Genomic DNA, 22,260 nt, shown 5'->3' on the forward strand with positions numbered 1-22,260 from the left:
CAACACAGCCCATTAATTTTAATTATTTACTAGAATGAGACTTTTGCAATGCGGATTCTGAGACAGTTTGCAAAAACTCCGATGGCGTACAAGGTGGGTAGTAATAGTAGCCTTGAACCGATTCTACTTCGTAGCTCTGTACAACGACGAGGTCCTCAACCTCTTCGACACCCTCAGCGACGACTTCTAGTCCAAGTTGGTGAGCCATCTCACAGGTGCTCGCGATAATGACGCGTTTGTTGGGTTGCGTTGAACAGCCATCAACGAAGCATCTATCGATTTTGAGTTCATCAAACGGCAGCTCGTTAAGTTGCTTAATAGAAGAATATCCAGTACCAAAGTCGTCAATAGACAGCTTAAAGCCTTTAAGTTTTAAACGCAGCAACACATCAAGCGCGCGCTTGATGTTTTCCAACAAGTGACTTTCAGTTAGCTCTAAAGTGATTTGAGAGGTGGGTGTGCAATACTCTTCGCAAATGGACTCGAGTTTTTCTGGGAGTTTTATGTCTTCAAGCTCTTTTACGCTCAAATTAATACTGAATTGAAGCGCTTTAAGAATATCTCGATTATAGCTAAGCAAGGACAAAGTCTGTTTTAACAAACTATATGAAAGCAAATGAATAAGATTATGCTCTTCCATTGTCGCGATAAACTGTGAAGGTGGCACAGTGCCATCGGTATTATGATGCCATCTCGCAAGTACTTCTGCACCAATAATTGCACCAGATGGACTGGCGACTTTTGGTTGGAAATAAGCACAAAACTCTTCTCGTAATAACCCCTCATAGATCTCATCTTTACTATAGTTTTGTAGTGCGTGTTGGGACTTGGTGGATGTATTTTGAGACAGGAGCTGACTGTAAAGTTCTTTTAGTTTAGTTGCAGAGAGTGGCTTTTCTAAACTAGATATAATGGTGAGGCCATGAAGCTCAGCCAGTGCTGCGGTATTTTTGATGAATAGGCCTTTTTCGCCACTTAGTAATGCGATAGGTGCTTGGATGCTTAGTTCGGCAAATTTTCGCAATATCTCTACACCATCCATTTGCGGCATGTTGATATCAAGCAAAATAAGGGAAGCTTGATGGAGCTCTTGACTTCCTAATGCAGATAGGCCGCTGTTAAACCCTTTAAAAGTGCATGGTGTCTGGTTAGAAATCAACAATTGCAATTGCGTAAGAATAAGCTCGCTATCATCAATCGCAATAATAAGGTGCTTTTCATTTATCATACATACTAGACCTGAATTTTTAGCACGTGTTACGTTAGATCTTCCACATTAAGTATAGAAGCGATTTCAGCTTGTGCATTATCAAAAAGCATCAAACATTGATTCAATAAATTTTCAATTTTTATCTGCTTACCTTCACTTGCTGCATGCTCAAGTTCTGCCATTTTTTCAGAGAGTTGTGTTGCGCCGACTGCTTTTGCCGAGGTTTTTCCTTGATGTGCAATATTCTTGACACTTTCAGGATGTTCTAGGTCTACCCCTTGTAACAGTTTTTTTGTGTCGTCAACAAAGCTTCTTAAGAAAATACTCTGTAACTCTTTATCTGTACCTACATATTCACTGAGTATCACCAAGTCGATATGTCTGGTTGGCGCATCTAGTTCCTCCATCAGTGAGGGAGTATTCTCCGCTTCTTGGCTGTTTGTTGGAATGTTGCTTGAAAACCATTTTTTTAGCTTTTTGTTTAATTTTTGCAAGACAATGGGTTTTGCAATGTAATCGTCCATCCCGGCGTTAAAGCAAATATCTTTCTCACCGTCTAACGCATTAGCCGTTGCTGCAATGATAGGAATGTGCTCTAGATTGCGTTCACGTTCATGCTCGCGACGCTGTTTCGTGAATTCATAGCCATCCATCACTGGCATATGGCAATCCGAAATAATAAGTGAAAAGTGATACTGTTCGAGTAGTTGCAAGGCAACTTTACCATTGTCGGCGATAATGCATTGATAGCCTAGCAGTGCCAGCTGTCTTTTGAATAAATCCTGATTATAAACATTGTCCTCAACGACTAAGATTAGTTTGTTAAGTGCTTGGGCATCACTAATTGTAGGCAATGTCTTAAATTTATTATCGCTGTCGTCATTTGTTGATTCACTGTCGATTAGCCCTTCTAAGGTAGCGATGTGTGAAACGACTTTATAAGCGTAATAAGGATATAGCGCGAGGTTTGAGACGTTGATATTATTTGCATGCGGAAGCTTATCCTGATTATTGTCTAGCAAAATATACTTGCACTCGCTTTCAGCGATGAAAACTTCTTTTCCTTCTGTAGTGAGTTGTTGGAAGGCTTCTGCAGTGATAACGAGATAATCAAATTGTTGACTATCAATTAGTTGCGCATTAAACAGTTCTCGAGGGAATATTTCACATTGGGCTTCATAGATGCGTAGTTGATTTTGCAGATCTTTTTCAAATTTGTCCTCGTCACCCACTACGGCAATTTTTAGTCTGTCTAAGGTTAAGCTAATGGCGCTGGTTTGTTTTGGCACTTCACAGTATGGCAGAGTAACAATAAAGTTGCTGCCAAAACCCTCTAGGCTTCTACAGTCAATCTCCCCCTCCATCATGGCAACAAGTTTGTGGGTAATGGAAAGGCCCAGTCCGGTACCGCCATATTGGCGTTGAATACTGCTATCTGCTTGAACAAATGGCTTAAAAAGGTTTTCTACTTGTTCTTCGGACATACCTTTACCATTGTCTTTCACGCTAATTTCCATATAACCATCATCGGGAGAACGCCCAATAGTCACTTCTACAAAGCCGGAGGCTGTGGCGGTAGTTTTGGTGAATTTTAACGCGTTACCGATTAGATTTAATAAAATTTGGCGCAGTCTAACCGGATCTCCTAATTGCCAATTCGGTAACTGTGGCGAAAGATAAAAGGCAAGCTTGAGCTTTTTAGAGTCCGCTTGATATGCAAGGAGCTCTGCGAGTTCTTTAATAATTTCTTGCCAGCTAAATGGTGTTGATTCAAGTTGCATTTTTCCAGCTTCGATTTTTGAAAAGTCTAATATGTCGTTAATTATTCGAAGTAGCACCAATGCTGAACTTTTTGCGACTTTGGTGAGGTGAGATTGCTCATGATCAAGGTTAGATTGGGCAAGAATATCCAGCATGCCTACCACGCCGTTCATCGGCGTTCTTATCTCGTGACTCATTGTTGCTAGGAAACGAGACTTTGCTTCACTTGCTTGCTCTGCTTTTATGCGAGCTTGCTCAAGCTCTGCAGAAAAGTTGATACTTTTAGTGATATCATTCTGGTAGATGAGAGTGTATTTCCCTGAATCTGTGGTGATGTTTTTCACTAACACGTTGAACCAGTGAAGGATATCTTCACTGACATACTGGCACGTTGTTAGTGCTTGATATTGTTCTTTGTCTTTTGCCTCTTCTAACATGGACAGTAATTCGCTATTGTCTGTCATTGGAAGCTGGGTAATAAATGCTATAACGTCAGAGCCTTTGTTGAGAGAGCTTCCCATGAATTGGTATTCGTTGTGATCAGTTCTTTTGATGTGTTCGTTAAACTGATTCAGCATAGCTATATGCTGGTCTTCATCAATTAGCAGGATAAATGCTGGAAATGAATCAATGGCTTCTTGAAGCAGCTTTTCTGTCGACTTTTGGACTTTAAGTAAATGCTGCGCTGACATTCTTTCCACATCAGCTTCATGCATTTTTTCTAGGGCCTCTTTTCTCGCGGCGACGAGTTCCTTTTGTATTCTCTTTTGGCGATTGCTTTCATTAACTTGATTCGTTACATCTTTTACAACCCCGACAACAAACTGCGAATTTTCACTTGAGTAGTATTTTAAATTGAGAATTACATTTAGATATCTAGTTGAAGACTCGTCTCTTATTGTCAATTGAAGTTCACTAGATTGATCGTGAGTTAAGGAACGTAAGTTTGATTGCAACTTCTTCCTATTGTCACTATCGAGCAATTTTATAATTGGTTTTAAATTATGGTACTCAAGTTCGGGAGTTAAGTTAAACAGCGTCCTAAAGCCTTCAGAGGTATGTGCTAGTTGTTGCCCAACAGCCACCTCAAAACTGCCGATGGCGGCAAGCTTTTCAGATGAATTCAATAAAGTTTGGCGCTTTTGGATAGCGTCTTTTGCAGCTTGCTTGTCTAATTTTGCTTTTTGTTGGGCGCGATAGCTAATTGCTAAACCAAATAAGCAAAATGCAACTAATGACAATACCTGCCAGATAAACTTAATTTCTATAGTGTAGAAGAGATCTTGATTAAATGCTTCACGTGAATAGGCATAGGTACCCACTTGAAGCTCCTGATCCCAGATTTTTGCACTTAGAAAGTCGGTTTGGTCAAGATTATTAGTAAGCAGTAATTGGCTTAATGGAGTATGTGTGCCGCTAATTTTAATCGCTTCGACTTCCTGCTTAGTGTAGTAACCTGATGCGTTTTCTAGGCGAGTATCAAGGCTGAGTTCTAGGCTGCTAAGTAACACATCTAGTTGAGCTTCGTACCAATACAGTGTTTGCGTCAGCCCCTTATCGGATAGCCCAAGACCCGTCATAATCAATATACGGTGACCATCATTACCCCTTATGATTTGTGTAACTACCCCTCCACGGTGCAAACTTTCTTGATATTGAGAATAAAACGACGCGATCTGGCTTTTGTCTATATACGGAGTGTTATTAAGCTTATTAACGTCTAGCGTTTGCAACTGAGATGGTTTAGTGAGATTGGCATTGGTACCAATACTGGCATATCTAAGGCTTTCTATATGTGGCTTATACCATAGCGTTTTAAGGTGGTTGATACGCTCTAATGAGTGGTTGTTTAGCTGCCTAAGAGTTTGCACTTCAGAGAGGTACAATAGCTGCTTTTGGCTTGCAAAATGTTCCACAAATAGCACGGCAAGTACTGACGAAAATATTACAATGAGCTGTGCAGTTTGTGTTCTAAGCGGTGCCGTTTTATATATTTTTAATTCGGTAAACGCTTTAATCAATAGGCAAATTAAAATGATATAAAGCAGTGCAATAGTTAAAGAGATAATGAGTGAGGTTTGAGCTCGCTCTTGTGACTTTTGCATAGATGCAGCAGCTGAGTCCTTCATATATTTAAGTAAATTCAAGCTACCACTAGCGAGCAGGTTCAAATAGGCAGTACTGTTATCCCACCACACATAGTGTGGTAAGTTGGCTTCAGCTCCACGGCTAAAGCGGTTTAGGGCTGAGGTGACATAGTCATACTCTCTAGACGCCGTAGCAGCATTGTATAGCTGTACGGTATTTTGATTATCTTTGAGGCTGTCCATCAGTGTGACATGAGTGGCGTAGTATTGTAGCGCGCTTCTCATTGCACTTAATCTAGTGGCCTCTTCATCTGCCGTTAGGTATCGGCTGATCTTAGCTCTGAGTCTGCCCCCTAACTCTATCGCTCTGATAAGTGTGTGAATATTCTGATACTGTGTTTTGTCCTCGTTGCTACCAAAGTTATGGATGAAGGACTGCTCAGTTTGTATGGTTCGGACTGTATCGATTAAGTGATTTATCAAAATTGTGTAGCGAAGAAATAGTTGCTCGTGATTGATATTTGCTTGTCTATTGAGCTTTCTCAGTGTTTGTATATCGTCTTTTATGGTCAATTGAAACTGATCGAAGTTATTAATGCTCGTGAGTTTTTCAGCTGTGAGTCTTATTATTTTTTCGTCCGTTTCCTGATAATATGCAAGTAGCCGCGCGTCGTGTTCTTCCTCGGACTTAAATCCCGTGGACATGCCGCGTTCACGTTGCAGACTAAAGATCACATCAATCGCTTTATCTAGGGCGGAAAGGTTGTTGTAGTATAAAGTCAGACTCTGGTGAACCACACGATTTTTATTAAACTCGTTGATTTCAAGGTAAAAACCACTCAAGCAGACTAGGGAAAAAAGGGTTAGGGAGATTATTTTAAAATACTTGCTCACATTTGCCACCTGCGTTACCTCACAAAACAAACTATAGTAGAAATATAAACACTGTCTAATTAAGTAGATTATGAAAATCCCTGAGTTACCTAAAAACGAACCCGCTAGGTTACATGCGCTTAGGGAGCTTGCGATACTCGATACAAAACCAACACTTGAATTGGACCGAATTACTCAATTTACTGCCCATGTTTTTGATGCTCCAATTGCGTTGGTAAGTCTTGTTGACAAGGACAGGCAATGGTTTAAATCCCGCTTTGGATTAGATGCTGAGCAAACGTCTCGTGACGTTTCATTTTGCGGCCATGCAATATTAGAAGACACGGTATTCGTAGTTTCCGATACGCTCGAAGATCCTCGCTTTATGGACAACCCTTTGGTGTTAAATGCCCCTCATATTCGATTTTATGCGGGTGCGCCTATCATATTGTCTAGCGGTTTTCGCGTTGGAACTGTGTGTGTTATCGACCTAGAGCCCCGAGAGTTGAGTGAAGCTGACTGTGAAATACTAAGGCAAATCGCAAACGACGTTGTGACTCAACTGGAGAAAATCTAATTGTACTTTTCCACAAGTAAAAGCGATAAGCGCTAAAATTCCATCAAGTCGGCCGTTACAGCCGCAAATGTTAGTGCATTTAACTCGTGGAAACGTTACAATTGAGACTGTATATCATTGCCATTTAGGGTAATGTTTAAACGATAACTAACCTGAGGTTTGGATAAGGAGTGAGGTAACTCATTGTTTCTAAAGTAACATTAAATTACTTCTTTATCTAGCCAGAGAGTTTTGGTGATAACTAGGCGAATTTGCGCACCAATAGCTGGCTATTGGAAGTGAATTCAACGCAGTTAGCGCTAAAACTGGCTGATAGAAAGGCATTAATTACCCTAAGCTCAGGTTAACTACGTATATTTCTAGATTTATTTCTGTATTTTTGAATCACAGCTTTTTCCTACACGGTATAAAAAGATAAGGTGAGGTGCATTTAGTCAAGTGGCTCCATCTTATGCTGTGGTTGTACGTAGCATCTTATATTAAATTAGGTACACGACTCATTTCATGACAGATATCACTACGCACCAAGCTTCTCGCCGAAGACTACTGATTGCGCTTGCAATCACTTGCTCTTTTATGATCATTCAAGTTATTGGTGCTTATTACGCTAATTCTCTCGCAGTATTGGCTGATGCTGGACACTTGTTTGTTCACAATAGTTCTTTGTTTATCGCATTGATAGCGTCAAGTGTGGCTGTTTATCTTGCTAAAACATATAACGATGGTTACAAGCGAGCTGAATATACTGGCGGGCTTATTAATGGCATCCTCTACCTTTCAATTGCGGTAATTATTTTACTCGAAGGGAGTGAGCGGTTGTCTCATCATGCGGGCGGTCACGATCTAGAGGTGAACAGCTATTTAATGTCTATGATTGCTGCAATTGGGTTTTTATTTCACGGCGCTTCCGCTTGGGTGTTGTACAAAGGCCGTAAAGACAGTATTAACGTCTACGCTGTTTTCTTGCACTCATTTTTTGATTTACTGTCCACCATATCGACATTTATCGCAGGTGTGATCATACACCTCACAGGCTGGGAGGTGGTTGATATTCTCTCGAGCATGCTGATTTCCGTCTTTGTATTATTTACAGGTATTAAGGTGATAATTGCTTGTCTTAAAGGGCTTGCTACACCTCCAGAAGTTTTGCCGACGGTTCAAGAAGTTGAGAAAACGATTGTGTCTACCGAGCATGTTGAAAGCGCCCATAATATTACGGTTAGCAAAATTGATGGGGCGGTTGTCGTTGGTGCACATGTGGTATTAAAGCATCACTGTACTATCGAATCTCATGATTCAGCGTGTCGTGTAGAAGTGGAAGAAGCGTTGAAAAAGTCCTTTAATGTACTGAGTAGTGTGCTACAAATAGAGAGCCATGATTGCCCTCATCATTAGGGTAAACATATCCTAATGTGTGATATATTTTTTAGTTATTTGTTACACTACCTTGGCAGGTTTTAAAATATTTTTTATTGTTATACATAGGCAGTATCACAAACCGGTGGTGTAACATTTGAATCAAAAGCAAGCGCTCATCATAACTTTAGTCTTAGGTGTATTAGGCGGGCTGGCCAATCTGTTGCCAATTTGGTTTTTGGATAGCTCTGAGTTTCTTTTTGGCCAGCTGTTTGTACTATTTATCCTGCTACTATGCGGATGGCGCTATGCCATTATTGCTGTGATTATTGGTGCCGGCTTTATTTGGTATCGATGGGAGCATGCTTGGCCCTCTGTGGTTTTTTTCTTCGAAGTGTTGTGGCTTCACTTTGTTTGTGTCCGTTTCGCCAAGCCATTTTTTGTTCGGGGTATCGTTTATTGGATTTTGTTGGGTTTGCCTGCATTATTTATTTTCGGCTATTTTGCCCTCGAATTGCCTTTACTCGTTATATTTACTGCACTTGCTAAGTACCTAATCAATGCAGGTATTTGTCTCGCTGTGGTCGACTTGCTGAGCTTTTTCTTTACTCGCAGCAAGTGGCAAGGGATGCCGCTCAATCAAATTCTTAATTCTACCGTCAACCTTGTTATCGTTTTGGTTGTATTGATGACAACCGTTGTATTGACAAACAATTACTACAAAAGAATTGAAGCTGAGATAAAAACACAGCTTGAAGAAGCCTCTGGTTCTATTGTCGCTCAAATTGATGACTACCTTGATGCATATCGTCGCGCGATGGTGATATCCGCAACAGATGTATCCTTAGGGATTGATGCCGACTATGTTATCGAGCGATTGCTAAAAACTCATGCGAATTTTAGAACCGCGATTGTCGCGGACAAAGATGCTAATGTTACTCACCTTTATCCTCAGCATTTTGCTGATACGATGAAGGGAACAAATGCCAATGTATCTGATAGAGATTATTTTATTAAAGCATCTGAATACCCAGGAGGATTTGTTTCAGGCATATTTCAAGGACGTGGTTTTGATGAAGCACCTATTGTAGCAATTTCAGCACCAATCTTTATCGCTGAAGAGTTTAAGGGGATTGTGGAAGGGTCTTTAATATTTGGCTCGTTTGAACGCTTTATTCCAAAAATTCTTGCTGAAGATGCTAATTTGATTGTGTTGGATAAACACAAAAGGGTCGTTTATAGCTCGTTAAAGACCGAATTTAAAACCCTAGATATGCCAAGTGATGTGGTGTTGCAGGCCTTATTTGATAAGGAATCCTCAACTTTTGAAGATTCTACCGAGCAAATCTTATTTAAACAGGCTGCGTTATCTAAACAATATGGATGGTCAGTTATTACTATGCTTGACCGTAAGTATCTTAACTTAGTTGCTGCTGAAGCTTGGTCAGATGCATTGGGGCTTGCGCTTGCGATTATTATATTGAGCTCTATTTTTGTCCGTCAGCTCACGCGATTGTTGGTGCGTCCAATTGTGGCGCTCAGTCATGATATTCGTGCTTACGAACCTTCAACTTTAATCGAAAATTCGGCCAATGCAGACAGCAGCTTTCTAGAAATAATTGAGTTGCAGCAACAGTTCAATCAGTTGGCGTTTAAGCTAACACTGAGTTTTACAAAACAAAACCAAGCAAGCTTGGAAAACGAAAGACTTAACCGCAAGCTTACCGACTTCAATCGTGAATTAGAGCAGCAAGTCGCTGAGAAAACGGAAGAGCTAACCAAAGCCGTTGAAGCCGCTAATGCTGCCAACCATTCCAAGAGCCGATTCCTTGCCAATATGAGCCATGAAATTAGAACGCCGTTAAATGGAATTATCGGTATGTCGGATAGCTTGATCAGAGAGCAAAGCCTTAGCAATGAGATGGCAGACCAAATAACAATTATACGGCAATCGGCAAAGAATCTAATGCTTATCCTCAATGATATTTTGGATTATTCTAAAATTGAGGCGGGGGCTTTGAAAATAGAACGTCGAGTTGTGAACTTGCAAGAAATGCTCGACAGTTTGGTCAGCATTTTTAAAATTTCCAATGTCAGATATGGCGTTGAGTTTAAGTACGAAAAGGGTAGTGAACTACCTACATACCTTGAGTTAGATGAACTACGTGTATCACAAGTGGTAAATAATTTACTCAGCAATGCTGGAAAGTTTACCAACAAAGGCCAGATCACATTCTCCGTCCATTATGATAGTGGGATATTAAAGTTTACCGTTGCTGACACTGGGATCGGCATTTCAAAAGCGCAGCAGGAAACGTTATTTCATGAGTTTACTCAAGCAGATCTTTCAACCACAAGAAAGTTTGGTGGTACTGGACTTGGCTTAGCCATTTCTAAAAAACTAGTTGAAGCGATGCATGGTGAGATAAGGATTCACAGTGAGCTTGGGCTTGGTAGTCAATTCTATGTAGATATTCCGGCCTCAAAAGGGCAGGGGGTCAAGAGAGAGCAACAAGAAGTTGGGGCACCTGATTTCAACGGCCTTGATATTCTATTGGTAGAAGACAATAAAATTAACCAAGTGGTTGTTGGTAAGTTGCTCGAGAAAACCCATTGCTTGTTAGACAAAGTGGACGACGGAGTCGAAGCCTTAGTAGCGATGAAGGCGAAGAACTATGCCTTGGTTTTAATGGATTGCCAAATGCCGAATATGGATGGTTTTGCTTGTACCAAAGCAATCAGAAACGAGCCAAATATTTATGGCAATCCACATATTATTGCGATAACAGCCAACGCCTACGAGGAAGATAAACAAAAATGTATCCAGGCGGGCATGGATGATTTTATTGCAAAACCCATTGATATTAATGAACTCTATCAAAAACTTAGTGAATGGCAGCGCTCAGAACTGCCTGATAGTGAAACGCTAGATAAGGGCTAACGCTTGTTAGCCCGCAGTCACTACATTAAAGTATTGAGCCCGAGGTCAAGCTCTTGAGCGTTCATGCTGTTCGTAAAATGCCAGTAAATCGTCAATCGCCATAGGCTTTGCGAAGTGATAGCCTTGCATATATTCACAGCCTACGTCTCTTAGGTAATTAAGCTGAGATTCTGTCTCTACACCTTCTGCAATACACTTCATGTTTAAGCTTTGTGCCAGTAAATAAATGGTTCTAATGATAGATTTATTCGCGGGTTTTGCGCTCATGTTACGTACAAATCCTTGATCAATTTTTATGATATCAAGAGGGAACTCATTCAGGTACGTAAGTGACGAAAAGCCGGTGCCGAAGTCATCGAGTAGTAATACAAAGTCAGCCCGTTTCATTTCGTTGATAGTTGCCCGAGCCTTAACCATATCAGACATAAAGATTGACTCGGTGATTTCAAGTCTTAAACACCGGTTAGTGAGACCATGCGCTTTTAAAATCTCAGTGAATTGGTGGGCAATGTCTGAGCGTAAAATATGAACTGCGCTTAAATTAAGAGATAAATAAAAGTCGGGTTCTTGTGTAAACAATGGACGCAATTCTATCAAGGCTCTGATAAGCGCTTGTTCAGTCAAGGTTTCAATCAAACCGCTTTCTTCTGCTATTGGAATAAAATCGCATGGAGGAATTAGCATGTCATTATTGCGCCAGCGCATAAGTAATTCGACGCCTGCAAGCTGACCTGTAGTGGTATTGATGATAGGCTGATAATGATTGAAAAACTCACCGTCTTTAACCGCCGTTTTCATTGCGGTTTCTAACCGAAGCTTTTTACTGATCTCTTCATTCATTGACTCAGTAAAGAACTTGAATGCATTTCTTCCCGACTGCTTTGCATGGATCATGGCGATATCCGCATTACGGATCAAGGATTCTGAATCCGGTGCATCGAATGGATAAACCGCAACGCCAATACTGGCAGATACACTCATGGTGATCCCATCAATTTCAATACGTTCGGGTATGTGCTTCACTAAGCGGGTAACTACTTCACTCACATATTCGATACTAGGGAAGGACTTAATTAGCACGAGAAACTCATCACCGCTCTGTCTTGCTAAGATACAGTTATTGTTAATTTGCTCTTTGATCCGTTTGGTTATCGCGACCAGTAATTTATCGCCGATATGGTGTCCGTAGGCATCATTGATTGGTTTAAATTTATCTAAATCAATAAAGAGTAGGGCGCAGCTTTGCTGTGTATTGTTTGCGTTAAACAGTGCAAATTCAATGTGCTGTAGCATTAAGCTGCGATTCGGCAGCTCCGTCAAAGCGTCGAAATTGGCGAGATATCTAAGTTCATTCTCGGCTTTTTTCTGCTCAGTCAGATCGGTAACAACGACCACGAAGTATTGGAGGTTCACATTGTCCTTGGAAACCGCGCTAATACTAAGTTGAACCGGGTGCACTTTATCCCAGCCGTCTGTAACTTGAACTTCCTGTCTTAGATATTGATTCGGTCCAAGAGATTTTAAATTTGCAATTAAACCGTGGAACTTCTTTTGCCCGATAGCATTAACAAAACGCTCGGTCGTTAAGTCGTTTAACGCTTCGTTTTCCTGCAGTTGAAACGCTCTACAGAAGCTACTATTGACTGAAATGGGTTGTAAATTAGGGTCTAAAATCAAAATCCAATCGTTCACTTGGCTGAAGGCCTCGCCCAGCATATTTGCGCGCATCTGGTTCGCTTTTTGCGTGGTTACATTGGTATAAATGCCGTGCAGTTCAGTGGCTTTACCTTGTGAGTCAAATTCTGCGACTTGACCAAAGTCGTGAAACCAATGCCAATTATTGTCTGCGCAGCGCAGTCGATAAGATAGAGAGAGCTGCTCTTTAGTTGGGTTAGAAATAAATTTCTTCCAAGCACGTTCGACGAGTTCTCTATCATCTGGGTGAATGGCGTTATAGTGCTCTTGCAGCGTCATGGTATCGCTCTCAAAGCCCAGCGCTTCGGCCCGCTGTTGTGTGATCTGGCGTGCAGCGAGATCCGCCGACCAAACACCGCTTTTAGTTGATTTCAACGCCAGTTTTGTCTGTCTTCCCGCATGCGTTACGGCTCTAAGTGCCGTTTCAAGCTGACGTTGTTTTTGTTTGTGCTTGATAATGATGAGCAATATCAGCGCGAATGCACTTAGACTGTATAAGCTTAATGCAAAAGGCGAGCGCCAAGGAGAGTGGGCAACATTAAAGCGCAAGTTGAGAGCGTTGCTCAGGTCTTCACTGTCAAGTGAACGCGGTGCAATGAGTAACTGATAATCACCAGGGAGTAATTGATTTAGAAATACTTTATTTCGTTTTAAGCTTGAAAACGTCAGTGCACTTGGGCCATGCAAAGAAGCTTGGTATTGAATGTGATGATCGGCATTGAAGTCAAAGTCAGAAAACTGTAGCTCTATGCCCATGTCGTCAAACTTAAAATCAAGTGCTTGCAAAATTGCGTCAGGGGCTAAGTAGGTTTGATCTCTGCTTAAGATATCCATTTGGGTGATCAGTAGTGGGCGGCGCTTAACAGCACTATCTGAGAACTGTTCCGGATCAAAAGTGATAGAACCGTTGACTGTGCCGAACATCAGCTTGCCAGATTCAAGTGCTGCTGCAGCGCCGCCGTTAAACTCAAGCGTCGGCAGGCCTTGATTCGTTCCGAAGGTTTCCAAGACTTTATTTATTGGGTCAAATTTAAACATGCCGCGTTGACTGCTGGCCCAAATCATTCCATCTCTGTCCAACAGGAGGTTGTAGATAGCATTACTCATCAAACCTTGTTCAGTCGTTAGCTTGTATTCTTCGGCGTAAGTATCTTTATTGATCCCGACAAGACCTTCGGTTGAGGTTGCCAACCATAGCGTTCCAGCTCTATCTACTACCCAACTATTAACGGCTGAGACCAAGTGTTTATCCGATTTGTTGTAAATCGTTGTTAGGGTATCTGTTGACTCATTATATTTGACCAAACTGATGTCCGTACTTATCCAATATTCATCATCGGTCGCATCCAAAGGCGGCAGGATCAAAAAGCTTTGTGCCGCTGCCAGCTGTTTTGATAATCCCTCTAAAGCGCGTACCGTATTGGTGGCTGCATCATATTCGTAAAACCCATTGCTATTGATAAATGGAAACTTGCTTTCTGAGTACTTAGCGATACCCCAACTATATGGCTCAAGTTTGTCACCATTTTCAAGCGTAATTGGGCTTAGCTGTTTGGTGTCGATGTTAAATAGCGCGGTCTCTTGAGTTGTTTGGATTAGAAAGGTATTTTCGTCGAAATGTGAAGAATTAAAAATAGAGAATACGGCATCTGCTCCGTATAGTGCTTTTGCATCTCTATTTTGCAAATAGCTAGATTTCAATTGGCGGGTGCTTAAATCAAACTCGTTAATGCCGTTATCTGTACCAAGGAGCACCGTATTTTTTCTGGTAGGATGAATTGACCAGATATTGTTGTTGGCAAATCTGTCTTGAGTACTGATGAATGTGGTAAAACGCAGGGAGCTGGAAGGCCATAAATATGCGCCATCATTATATGTACCCATCCATAGGTTGTTGTTTCTATCTGCGTAAAGCTTAGTGATACTGGGATTAGTGAGGCGATATTGTCCCTCGGTTAAGGATAGGACTTTTGAGCTGGTTTTTTTTCTTCTATCAATAAGAAACAATCCATGCTCCGTAGCAATAAACTCGCCATAGGGAGTGATTTGGTGTCCCCAAATATTTTTCTCAGGAACAAGCTCATAGCTTTTTGAAGCAACCAGTGTTTGGTTACTGACTGGGATGACATATAAACCTTCTACAGTACCAACAAGGAGTCCCAACGATGGGTCGCGTTTGAGTAATTTAACATCATGACTGAGTTCTGATTTTGAATCAGTGTAACTTATTTGCTCTACGTTACCGGTTGCAAGAGAATAAGTGAACAGGCCTTCTGTTGTACCAATAATCACAAAGTTACCGATAATGTTTATGGCGCGAATGTAGCTACTTGGTTTGAAGTGAGTGAGTAATTCTGATTTTAACGTATTGCTGTCCAATGTGTAGAGATCACTTTCAATGGAAAAGATGATATTCTCTCGATGACCAATAGCAGTGGCGATGGGTTTTGGAACTGCGTTACTGTCTTGGCGTTTACCGTCGTAGATTTGTTGAATTGTGTAGTCATCAACATTTAGTAAAAACGCGCCGCTGGCACCTGTAGAGATCAAAAGCTCATCATTCGATATATTGAATAACCCAACTATTTCTTGTTCATCAAGACCCTTAGCAGCGGCAATATTAATGAGTTGATTGCCGTCATATCGGTTTAACCCTTGCAGAGTACCTATCCAAATGAAGCCATGTTTGTCTTGTGTTATGGCAGTGATTGCAGACTGGCTTAAGCCTTCTTCGACAGAGAAGCGAGAAGTATATTGGCCGAAGTTATGGGCGTGGCTAGGCGCGACTATGCAACACAAAGAAAATAATATAAAAAAACACAATAGCGCTTGCTTCATTAAAAGACCTTTCTCTATCCAATCTCATTTAGTCCTTTAACAACATGTTACCAAATCAAACTAAGCTGATCCGCGCTAATAAAACTGTTAGCGGTGACGCGCAGTCTAGCGGAAATACTAGATTGAAATCAACTTAAACCTTGGTTTTTATGCAATATATTTAACAATTTATACATGTTTAAGGTTTGTCATTTGTAGCAAATAAAACAATCTACTTGGATGCAAGAGCACCTTTACTCTTATGTGTAAAGTAACGCTTATCAAGTTAATTTAAGCGTAGCAGTTTTATTGGATTTTTCTTAATTTTATAGAAATAACCATCGGCTAGAGAAAGGTGTTTTGCTGAGCATGAATCACTAAGTCTTTGCAGCAGCTTACAAAGAAAAATAATTCGCATTTATAGCTAAGGTATGTGTTGATAATTGTTATCGTTTAGATTAAACTCGTTTGCAGTTAATGAGTTTGAGATTGGTTTTCATTTATGTACGTATGCATTTGTCATGGTGTTACAGATAAAAAGATTGCAGAGACGATAGACAATGGTGCTCGTTCGATGCGTGATCTTAGTCAGACATTATCTGTTGGTAAGCAGTGTGGAAAATGCTGTAACTGTGCGAAGAAAATTTTAAATGAAAAGCTGATTGCTATTGTTGATGTCACTGATCAGGTTGCGTAACGACACATTATCACGCAACCTCAATTAAATACTTATAGTTGAGACTGTAAGTAGTTTTCTATTCCCATCACCTTAATTAGGTGCTGCTGAGTTTCAAGCCAGTCAATTTGCTCTTCTTGCTCGTTTTGAATTTTGTCTAGCGCTTCACGGCTAATGTAATCTTGCTTTTCTTCACACAATTTAATTGCTGCTTGCAGATCAACCAAAGATGCTTGCTCAAATGCCATATTGCAATCAATCATCTCAGCGCTGTTTTCACCAATCTTTAAACGACCTAAATCTTGTAAATTAGGCAGGCCTTCTAAGAACAAAATTCGCTCGATAAGGCGGTCAGCGTTTTTCATTTTTTGGATTGAAACTTTATAATCCGCTTTATCTAACTGGCTAAAACCAAAGTCTTTAAACATACGTGCGTGCAAAAAGTATTGATTGATACCCACCAATTCATTGGCCAAGACTTTATTAAGGGCTACGATTACTTCTTTATTACCTTTCATTTGTAGAGTCCTTAATTAAAGCTGAGATTGGGTATAATTAGGAGCACCGATAAGATCAATCAGGCGAATTTGCTGCTCTAGCCAGTAAACATGATCTTCTTCTGTATCAAACAACAGCTTTTCAAGCGTTTCACGAGATTGGTAATCTTGCTCTTCTTCACAGATTTTGATTGCTTCTTTAACGCATTCGACGACTTCAAGCTCCAGTTTTAAGTCGTTTTCCATCATAGATTTAACATCTTGGCCGATGAGTAGATCACGACGCTTTGTCATGTTAGGTACCCCTTCCAAGAAAAGAATGCGTTTGATCAACCAATCTGCATGCGTCGTTTCTTCTTCACGTTCGTGCTCAAGGCGTTGGTATAGTTTGCTCAAACCCCAATCTTCGTACATACGTGAATGGATGAAATATTGATCGATAGCTGCAAGCTCATTGGCTAATAGCTTATTGAATGCGTCGATGACTTTTTGTTTACCTTGCATGCTGTTACCTCAAACTGTGAATATGCGGCTAGTCTAACGGATTTATGTGATGTGTCAATGAAAAATCTTTATAAAACATAGTGTTATATATTGATTATAATTCGCATTTAAGTTGATGTTTTGGCCTAACAATGCAAATTATTGTTATTTCATTTTGAGTAAGGTCAGTAATGACAGCAAAAAATAAGACTTAAAGCTTAGTGCTACTATTGACAGGACAAGAGCAGGTGGTAAATTGACATCGATCTTTTGTGTTAAAGAGAAGTGTAGATTTGAATAAGCTAATCCTGATTTTTGTGATGCTTCTACTTGCGGTGCAATCCGTAAGTGTATTTGCGTCTGAATCTAGCTTCCATCAAATCGAAGTGTCTCACCTCCAACATACTCACGACCATGCTGAAGATGTGCAAGCAGACTCCAGCGGACATCATACAAAAGATTGCCACCACTGTGGTCATTGCAGTGGGACGCATTTGAATTTAGTGATTTTAAAATCTTTACTCCCCTTTGAAATGCGACCAAATAGCGAAATTTATCCTCAATCAGATACCAAAGTGCGCGCTTTTGTAGAGCAAGCACATCGTCCACCGATCGCTTAAGTAGCGGTTATCATTGAAGGCGTGACCTCAATTTAACTTCACTAACCCGAGTTTAGGTTGATGAGTAAATTGATAAATCCGACTTAGCGCAAATTCGTGCTCGTGAGTAAACAACTAGGCCTGTTTTCCATGCTTATGTGTCCTGCTTTCAGTGGTACTGCCTACTCCGTTTATACCAATTGTATTAAGTCAATGAGCTACGTTAACACTAATTGGTATTACTCCTTCTTAGCTGATGGCGTTGATTACAGATAAATCACGTCTGCTTGAGAAGCGCATTCTTGTTTACGAATTGGCACTGTAAAAGCAATGCTTGGTGCAATTCGTTAAACAAGCTAACGGTTTTGAACGTCAACTTACGTTCTTGAGTAAAAGAGTATCGAATGACAAACTTTAAAATTTTCTCCATCTATTTCGCGGTGAACGCGCTTTTTAGCTCGCTAGCATATGCCGGCGACGGTCATGAAGAACATGAAGAGGAAGAAAATGCCATCGTACTAACGCAACAGCAGATGCGTTTTGCTGGAATTCAGACCAAAGAAGTCAAGCTGGAAAGCCATGAGCGCTTTTATTTTGCGCCTGGGGAAGTAAAAGCCAATGGCTATACCAGCTATTTAGTATCGCCAAGAGCCGATTCAATCGTGTTAAAGCGACACACTACGCTTGGTTCTATGGTTAATGTTAACGACCCACTTATCACCTTATTCTCGGAGACAATGGCGCAGGCCCAAGCGCAGTATTTGGTCGCTTCAACAGAATGGGATAGAGTTAAACGCTTAAGTAAAGAAACCATCAGTGAGCGTGAACGCGTTCAAGCAAGTGCCGATTTTAGTTCGGCTTATTCAAAGTTGTTGGCACTTGGAGTAACAGAAAAAGAGATTAAAGAAATAGCCACTAAGCCCGCCAGTGAACTTGGCCAATATACGCTCGTTGCTGAGCGCGAGGGGGTGGTAACTCAAGATGCCTTTACTCAGGGCCAGCATGTTGCTTCTGGCACAACTTTAATGGCAATCACTGATGAAAGCGAGCTATGGGTAGAAGCACGTTTACAACCCAACTCTCAACTTTCGTTAGCGGTTAACTCTAAAGCATTGATTGGCATTGAAGATCAGCAATATGCGGCTCGTGTTATCCAAGAAGCGCATACTATCGACCCCATTACTCGAACCAGACAGATCCGCCTATTGGTTGAAAATAGTGACGACAAGCTACACGCAGGGATGTTTGTAAACGTCAACTTTATCATACCTTCAAAGGAGTCAACCATTGCGCTACCTGCAGACGCGTTAAGTCGCGGTCCTGACGGTGATTGGGTGGTGTACATAGAAGAAGCGCCCGGCGAGTTCCATCCCAAAGAAGTGACTTTAGGTGAAGACTTTGGCGCTCAGGTTGAAGTTATCGGTTTGGCTGTGGGTGAGCGCGTGGCCGTAACCGGAGCGTTCTTTATTGCCTCAGAACAAGCCAAATCAGGCTTCGATCCGCATAACCATTAAGGGGAGCCTCATCATGTTTAATCGAATTATCGATTGGTCTGTAAACAATCGGCTTCTAATTATTCTTTTTTTACTCGTTATCACAGCAACTGCTAGCGTGACTATTCCAAAACTCAACTTAGATGCGTTTCCCGATGTAACGAATGTGCAGGTTGCGGTGAATACTGAAGCGCCGGGACTGGCAGCGGAAGAGGTTGAGCAGTTAATCACCTATCCAATTGAGGCTGTAATGTATGCCTTGCCTGATGTGCAGCAAGTGCGTTCAATTTCTAAAACAGGTCTATCTGGCGTTACGGTGGTATTTAAGGAAGGCACCGATATCTATTTTGCCAGACAGTTGGTATTTGAGCGCCTCCAAGCTGCAAAGGAGTTGATCCCAAGTGGTGTGGGTACGCCGGAAATGGGGCCAAATACGTCAGGGCTTGGGCAAGTATTTCAATATATGCTGATGAGCGAGCCGAACTCTGAATATGATGCAATGGCCTTGCGTAGTCTCAATGACTGGGTGGTCAAGCTGTTAATTATGCCAATTGACGGAGTAACTGATGTATTGGCCTTTGGCGGCGATGTGCGTCAGTATCAAGTCAATATCGACCCAAATAAGCTATTGGCTTATGCACTCACTCAGCAAGATGTAGTGAGTGCCATCGAGCGTAATAACCAAAATGTCGGCGGCTGGTATCTCGAGCGCGGTCAAGAGCAGTTGGTGATCCGCGGAACTGGTTGGTTTCAAAGTGGGGAGAAGGGGATCCAGGAGATTGCCAACGTGCCCGTCAAAACCATTGATGGCACGGTCGTGACTGTGGCTCAGGTTGCCACTGTATCGATTGGTGGAGAAATCCGTCAAGGCGCTGTGACGATGTCTAGAAAAAGCGCCTCTGGTGAAGTGGAACAGCTCGGTGAAGTCGTAACAGGCATAGTGCTCAAGCGAATGGGAGCAAACACCAAAGCAACCATTGATAGCATTAACAACCGCGTAGAACTTATTAATAAAGCATTACCCGAAGGGGTAAGGTTTGAGCCTTTTTACGACCAGTCTGATTTAATCAGCAAAGCAGTACAATCAGTCGTTGAAGCCTTGGCACTGGCATTTATTTTTATCGTTGTGGTGCTCGCGCTGTTTTTAATGAACCTGAGAGCGACTTTTCTGGTGCTCATTTCAATTCCTATTTCAATTGCCATTGCACTTGTGGTTATGGCGTGGCTTGGCGTATCGGCCAACTTAATGTCGCTAGGCGGTATCGCAGTCGCGATAGGGATGTTAGTTGACGGCTCAGTGGTGATGGTAGAAAACATCTTTAAACACCTAACAAGGCAAAAGGAAAGTGATGACTTCTCTGTAGGACTCATTGTTGAGCTCGCAGGAAAGGAAGTGGCAAGGCCAATCTTTTTTGCTGCCAGTATTATCTTAGTGGTGTTCACCCCGTTATTTAGTTTTGAAGGGGTTGAAGCTAAACTATTTCAACCTATGGCAATCAGTATTATTTTGGCAGTTATTGCGGCGATATTTGTAGCCCTTATCATTGTCCCAGCACTTGCGACCTACTTATTTAAACATGGCGTTAAAGCGCGAGAGAGTATTATTCTCGTCGCGTTAGAAAAAGGCTACCGCTGGACGTTAAATCGGGTGTTGCATAGGCAAAAGTTGTTGATGGCAATGGTCATATTATTGATGGCGGCGGCTGGCTTTACATTCACTAAAATTGGTACCGAGTTTGTCCCGGAGCTTGAAGAAGGCACTATCAACCTAAGGGTAACGCTGGCACCTTCCGCCAGTCTTGAAACTGCGCTTAATGTTGCGCCTGAGCTGGAAAAAATGCTGCTCACTTTTCCTGAGGTAAACTACGCGCTAAGCAGAATTGGTCGAGCGGAGATAGGGGGCGATCCTGAACCGGTAAATAACATTGAAATCTATATTGGCCTTGCGCCAGTAGCACAGTGGCAAAGCGCAAATAATCGCTACGAATTACAAGCTTTGATGGAACAAAAACTATCGGCTTATCCCGGCTTACTGTTTAATTTTTCACAGCCTATTGCGACGCGTGTCGATGAATTACTCTCAGGTGTTAAAGCGCAGTTGGCGATTAAGTTGTTTGGCCCAGACTTAGCTGTGCTTGCAAAAAAAGGCAAGGAAATTGAGGCTGCCGTGGCGCAAGTTGAAGGAACAGAGGGCGTACAACTTGAGCAAATAGCTGGTGAGTCACAGCTGATCATCACCCCAAAACGTCAAGCGTTATCGCGCTATGGTTTAGCTGTTGGCGACGTTATGGCATTAGTGCAAGATGGCATTGGTGGCAGTAAAGCGGGGCAGGTCATCAACGGTAACGAACGCTATGATATTTATGTCCGCTTGGCACCTAAGTACCGTCAAAGCAAACAGACCATTGAAGAAATACGTTTACAATCAAGTTCAGGGGCGTGGATCCGGTTGGCTGATGTTGCGAATGTTGAATATCAATCTGGTCCACCGCAAGTAAGGCGAGATGACGTTCAACGTCGAGTGGTGATCCAAGCTAATGTGCAAGGTCGGGATATGGGCAGTGTAGTAAGTGATATTCGCGCGGCTATTGATAGTAAAGTTGACTTACCAACAGGTTATGGTGTCGAAATAGGAGGTCAATTTGAAAACCAGCAACGAGCACAAAAACGCTTGGCAATCGTGGTGCCGCTATCTTTGGCGCTAATAGCACTCTTGCTTTACTTTGCATTTGGTTCAATGGCTCAGGCTGCGCTTATTTTAGTGAACGTGCCGCTTGCGGTTATTGGTGGGGTATTTTCTTTATATATCTCAGGGCAATATCTATCGGTCCCAAGCTCGGTTGGGTTTATCACCTTATTCGGTGTCGCGGTACTCAATGGTGTGGTCATGGTTGAGAGCATAAACCAGCGATTGGCTGCGGGAGAATCGCTTCATTCAGGTGTCTTTGAGGGAGCAATTTCAAGGCTTAGACCCGTGCTTATGACTGCGATAACCTCAGCACTTGGACTTATTCCTATGCTGTTATCGACAGGAGTGGGCGCTGAAATTCAAAGGCCGCTTGCCAGTGTAATTGTTGGTGGATTATTAACGTCAACCTTGCTGACTTTGTTTGTATTGCCAGCACTTTATCCACTATTCTCAAAGCAAATTAAAAATTCGTAATGCCTGTGGGGGCCATTGAAAGTGGCCCCTTC

12 protein-coding genes are annotated in these 22,260 nt (G+C 41.8%); 7 read left to right on the forward strand and 5 right to left on the reverse strand.

Annotation, left to right across the window (positions count from 1 at the left end):
• Positions 1-22: 22 nt before the first annotated feature.
• Entirely contained in the window at positions 23-1,228 is a 1,206-nt protein-coding gene (locus EXT47_RS18680) for an EAL domain-containing protein (protein ID WP_039491677.1), read from the reverse strand.
• Between the two features lie 29 nt (positions 1,229-1,257).
• Positions 1,258-5,952: an ATP-binding protein gene (locus EXT47_RS18685; RefSeq protein WP_039491851.1), complete on the reverse strand. Its 4,695-nt coding sequence runs from the start codon at positions 5,950-5,952 to the stop codon at positions 1,258-1,260.
• Positions 5,953-6,022: 70 nt separating this feature from the next.
• Between EXT47_RS18685 and EXT47_RS18690 the strand changes: the two genes are divergently transcribed.
• The 3 genes from EXT47_RS18690 to EXT47_RS18700 all read left to right on the forward strand — a co-directional run bounded on the left by EXT47_RS18690 (position 6,023) and on the right by EXT47_RS18700 (position 10,805).
• A complete protein-coding gene (locus tag EXT47_RS18690; protein WP_039491849.1) occupies positions 6,023-6,508 on the forward strand; it encodes a GAF domain-containing protein in 486 nt (161 codons plus the stop codon).
• Positions 6,509-7,012: 504 nt separating this feature from the next.
• Entirely contained in the window at positions 7,013-7,903 is an 891-nt protein-coding gene (locus EXT47_RS18695; RefSeq protein ID WP_039491675.1) for a cation diffusion facilitator family transporter, read from the forward strand.
• Between the two features lie 118 nt (positions 7,904-8,021).
• Positions 8,022-10,805, forward strand: coding sequence for a hybrid sensor histidine kinase/response regulator (locus EXT47_RS18700; protein WP_039491673.1), 2,784 nt, complete (start codon positions 8,022-8,024; stop codon positions 10,803-10,805).
• 45 nt (positions 10,806-10,850) lie between these two features.
• On the opposite strand, the gene EXT47_RS18705 is transcribed toward EXT47_RS18700, so the two are convergent.
• Positions 10,851-15,338 carry an EAL domain-containing protein gene (locus EXT47_RS18705; protein WP_130127297.1) on the reverse strand — a complete coding sequence of 1,496 codons (4,488 nt, stop codon included), beginning with the start codon at positions 15,336-15,338 and terminating at the stop codon, positions 10,851-10,853.
• A 481-nt stretch (positions 15,339-15,819) separates the two neighbouring features.
• Here EXT47_RS18705 and EXT47_RS18710 point away from each other — a divergent pair, with 481 nt between their 5' ends.
• Complete coding sequence (locus EXT47_RS18710; RefSeq protein WP_010375238.1) at positions 15,820-16,014, forward strand: (2Fe-2S)-binding protein; 195 nt, start codon at positions 15,820-15,822, stop codon at positions 16,012-16,014.
• 32 nt (positions 16,015-16,046) lie between these two features.
• Here the strand turns inward: EXT47_RS18710 and bfr (EXT47_RS18715) are convergent, their stop codons facing one another.
• Together bfr (EXT47_RS18715) and bfr (EXT47_RS18720) are read right to left on the reverse strand one after the other, a co-directional pair.
• Positions 16,047-16,511, reverse strand: a complete 465-nt coding sequence (bfr, locus tag EXT47_RS18715) for a bacterioferritin (RefSeq protein WP_039491668.1) — start codon at positions 16,509-16,511, stop codon at positions 16,047-16,049.
• A gap of 15 nt (positions 16,512-16,526) precedes the next feature.
• Entirely contained in the window at positions 16,527-16,994 is a 468-nt protein-coding gene (gene bfr / locus EXT47_RS18720; RefSeq protein WP_130127298.1) for a bacterioferritin, read from the reverse strand.
• Positions 16,995-17,266: 272 nt separating this feature from the next.
• On the opposite strand from bfr (EXT47_RS18720), the gene EXT47_RS18725 reads away from it, so the two are divergent.
• The 3 genes from EXT47_RS18725 (at position 17,267) to EXT47_RS18735 (ending at position 22,228) form a co-directional block, all read left to right on the forward strand.
• Positions 17,267-17,593: a DUF2946 family protein gene (locus EXT47_RS18725; RefSeq protein ID WP_130127299.1), complete on the forward strand. Its 327-nt coding sequence runs from the start codon at positions 17,267-17,269 to the stop codon at positions 17,591-17,593.
• Between the two features lie 383 nt (positions 17,594-17,976).
• Positions 17,977-19,086, forward strand: coding sequence for an efflux RND transporter periplasmic adaptor subunit (locus tag EXT47_RS18730; RefSeq protein ID WP_130127300.1), 1,110 nt, complete (start codon positions 17,977-17,979; stop codon positions 19,084-19,086).
• Positions 19,087-19,099: 13 nt separating this feature from the next.
• Positions 19,100-22,228, forward strand: coding sequence for an efflux RND transporter permease subunit (locus EXT47_RS18735; protein ID WP_039491660.1), 3,129 nt, complete (start codon positions 19,100-19,102; stop codon positions 22,226-22,228).
• The last annotated feature ends 32 nt before the right edge of the window (positions 22,229-22,260 follow it).

Source organism: Pseudoalteromonas sp. CO342X (genome assembly GCF_004208915.1).
Classification (GTDB): domain Bacteria; phylum Pseudomonadota; class Gammaproteobacteria; order Enterobacterales; family Alteromonadaceae; genus Pseudoalteromonas; species Pseudoalteromonas maricaloris.

What these genes read in the sequence shown, in the direction of transcription:
- EXT47_RS18690 (WP_039491849.1), top strand. Translation starts at nt 6,023, where the DNA reads ATGAAAATCCCTGAGTTACCTAAAAACGAACCCGCTAGGTTACATGCG.
- EXT47_RS18705 (WP_130127297.1), bottom strand. Translation starts at nt 15,338, where the DNA reads ATGAAGCAAGCGCTATTGTGTTTTTTTATATTATTTTCTTTGTGTTGC.
- bfr (WP_130127298.1), bottom strand. Translation starts at nt 16,994, where the DNA reads ATGCAAGGTAAACAAAAAGTCATCGACGCATTCAATAAGCTATTAGCC.
- EXT47_RS18710 (WP_010375238.1), top strand. Translation starts at nt 15,820, where the DNA reads ATGTACGTATGCATTTGTCATGGTGTTACAGATAAAAAGATTGCAGAG.
- EXT47_RS18695 (WP_039491675.1), top strand. Translation starts at nt 7,013, where the DNA reads ATGACAGATATCACTACGCACCAAGCTTCTCGCCGAAGACTACTGATT.
- EXT47_RS18735 (WP_039491660.1), top strand. Translation starts at nt 19,100, where the DNA reads ATGTTTAATCGAATTATCGATTGGTCTGTAAACAATCGGCTTCTAATT.
- bfr (WP_039491668.1), bottom strand. Translation starts at nt 16,511, where the DNA reads ATGAAAGGTAATAAAGAAGTAATCGTAGCCCTTAATAAAGTCTTGGCC.
- EXT47_RS18730 (WP_130127300.1), top strand. Translation starts at nt 17,977, where the DNA reads ATGACAAACTTTAAAATTTTCTCCATCTATTTCGCGGTGAACGCGCTT.
- EXT47_RS18680 (WP_039491677.1), bottom strand. Translation starts at nt 1,228, where the DNA reads ATGATAAATGAAAAGCACCTTATTATTGCGATTGATGATAGCGAGCTT.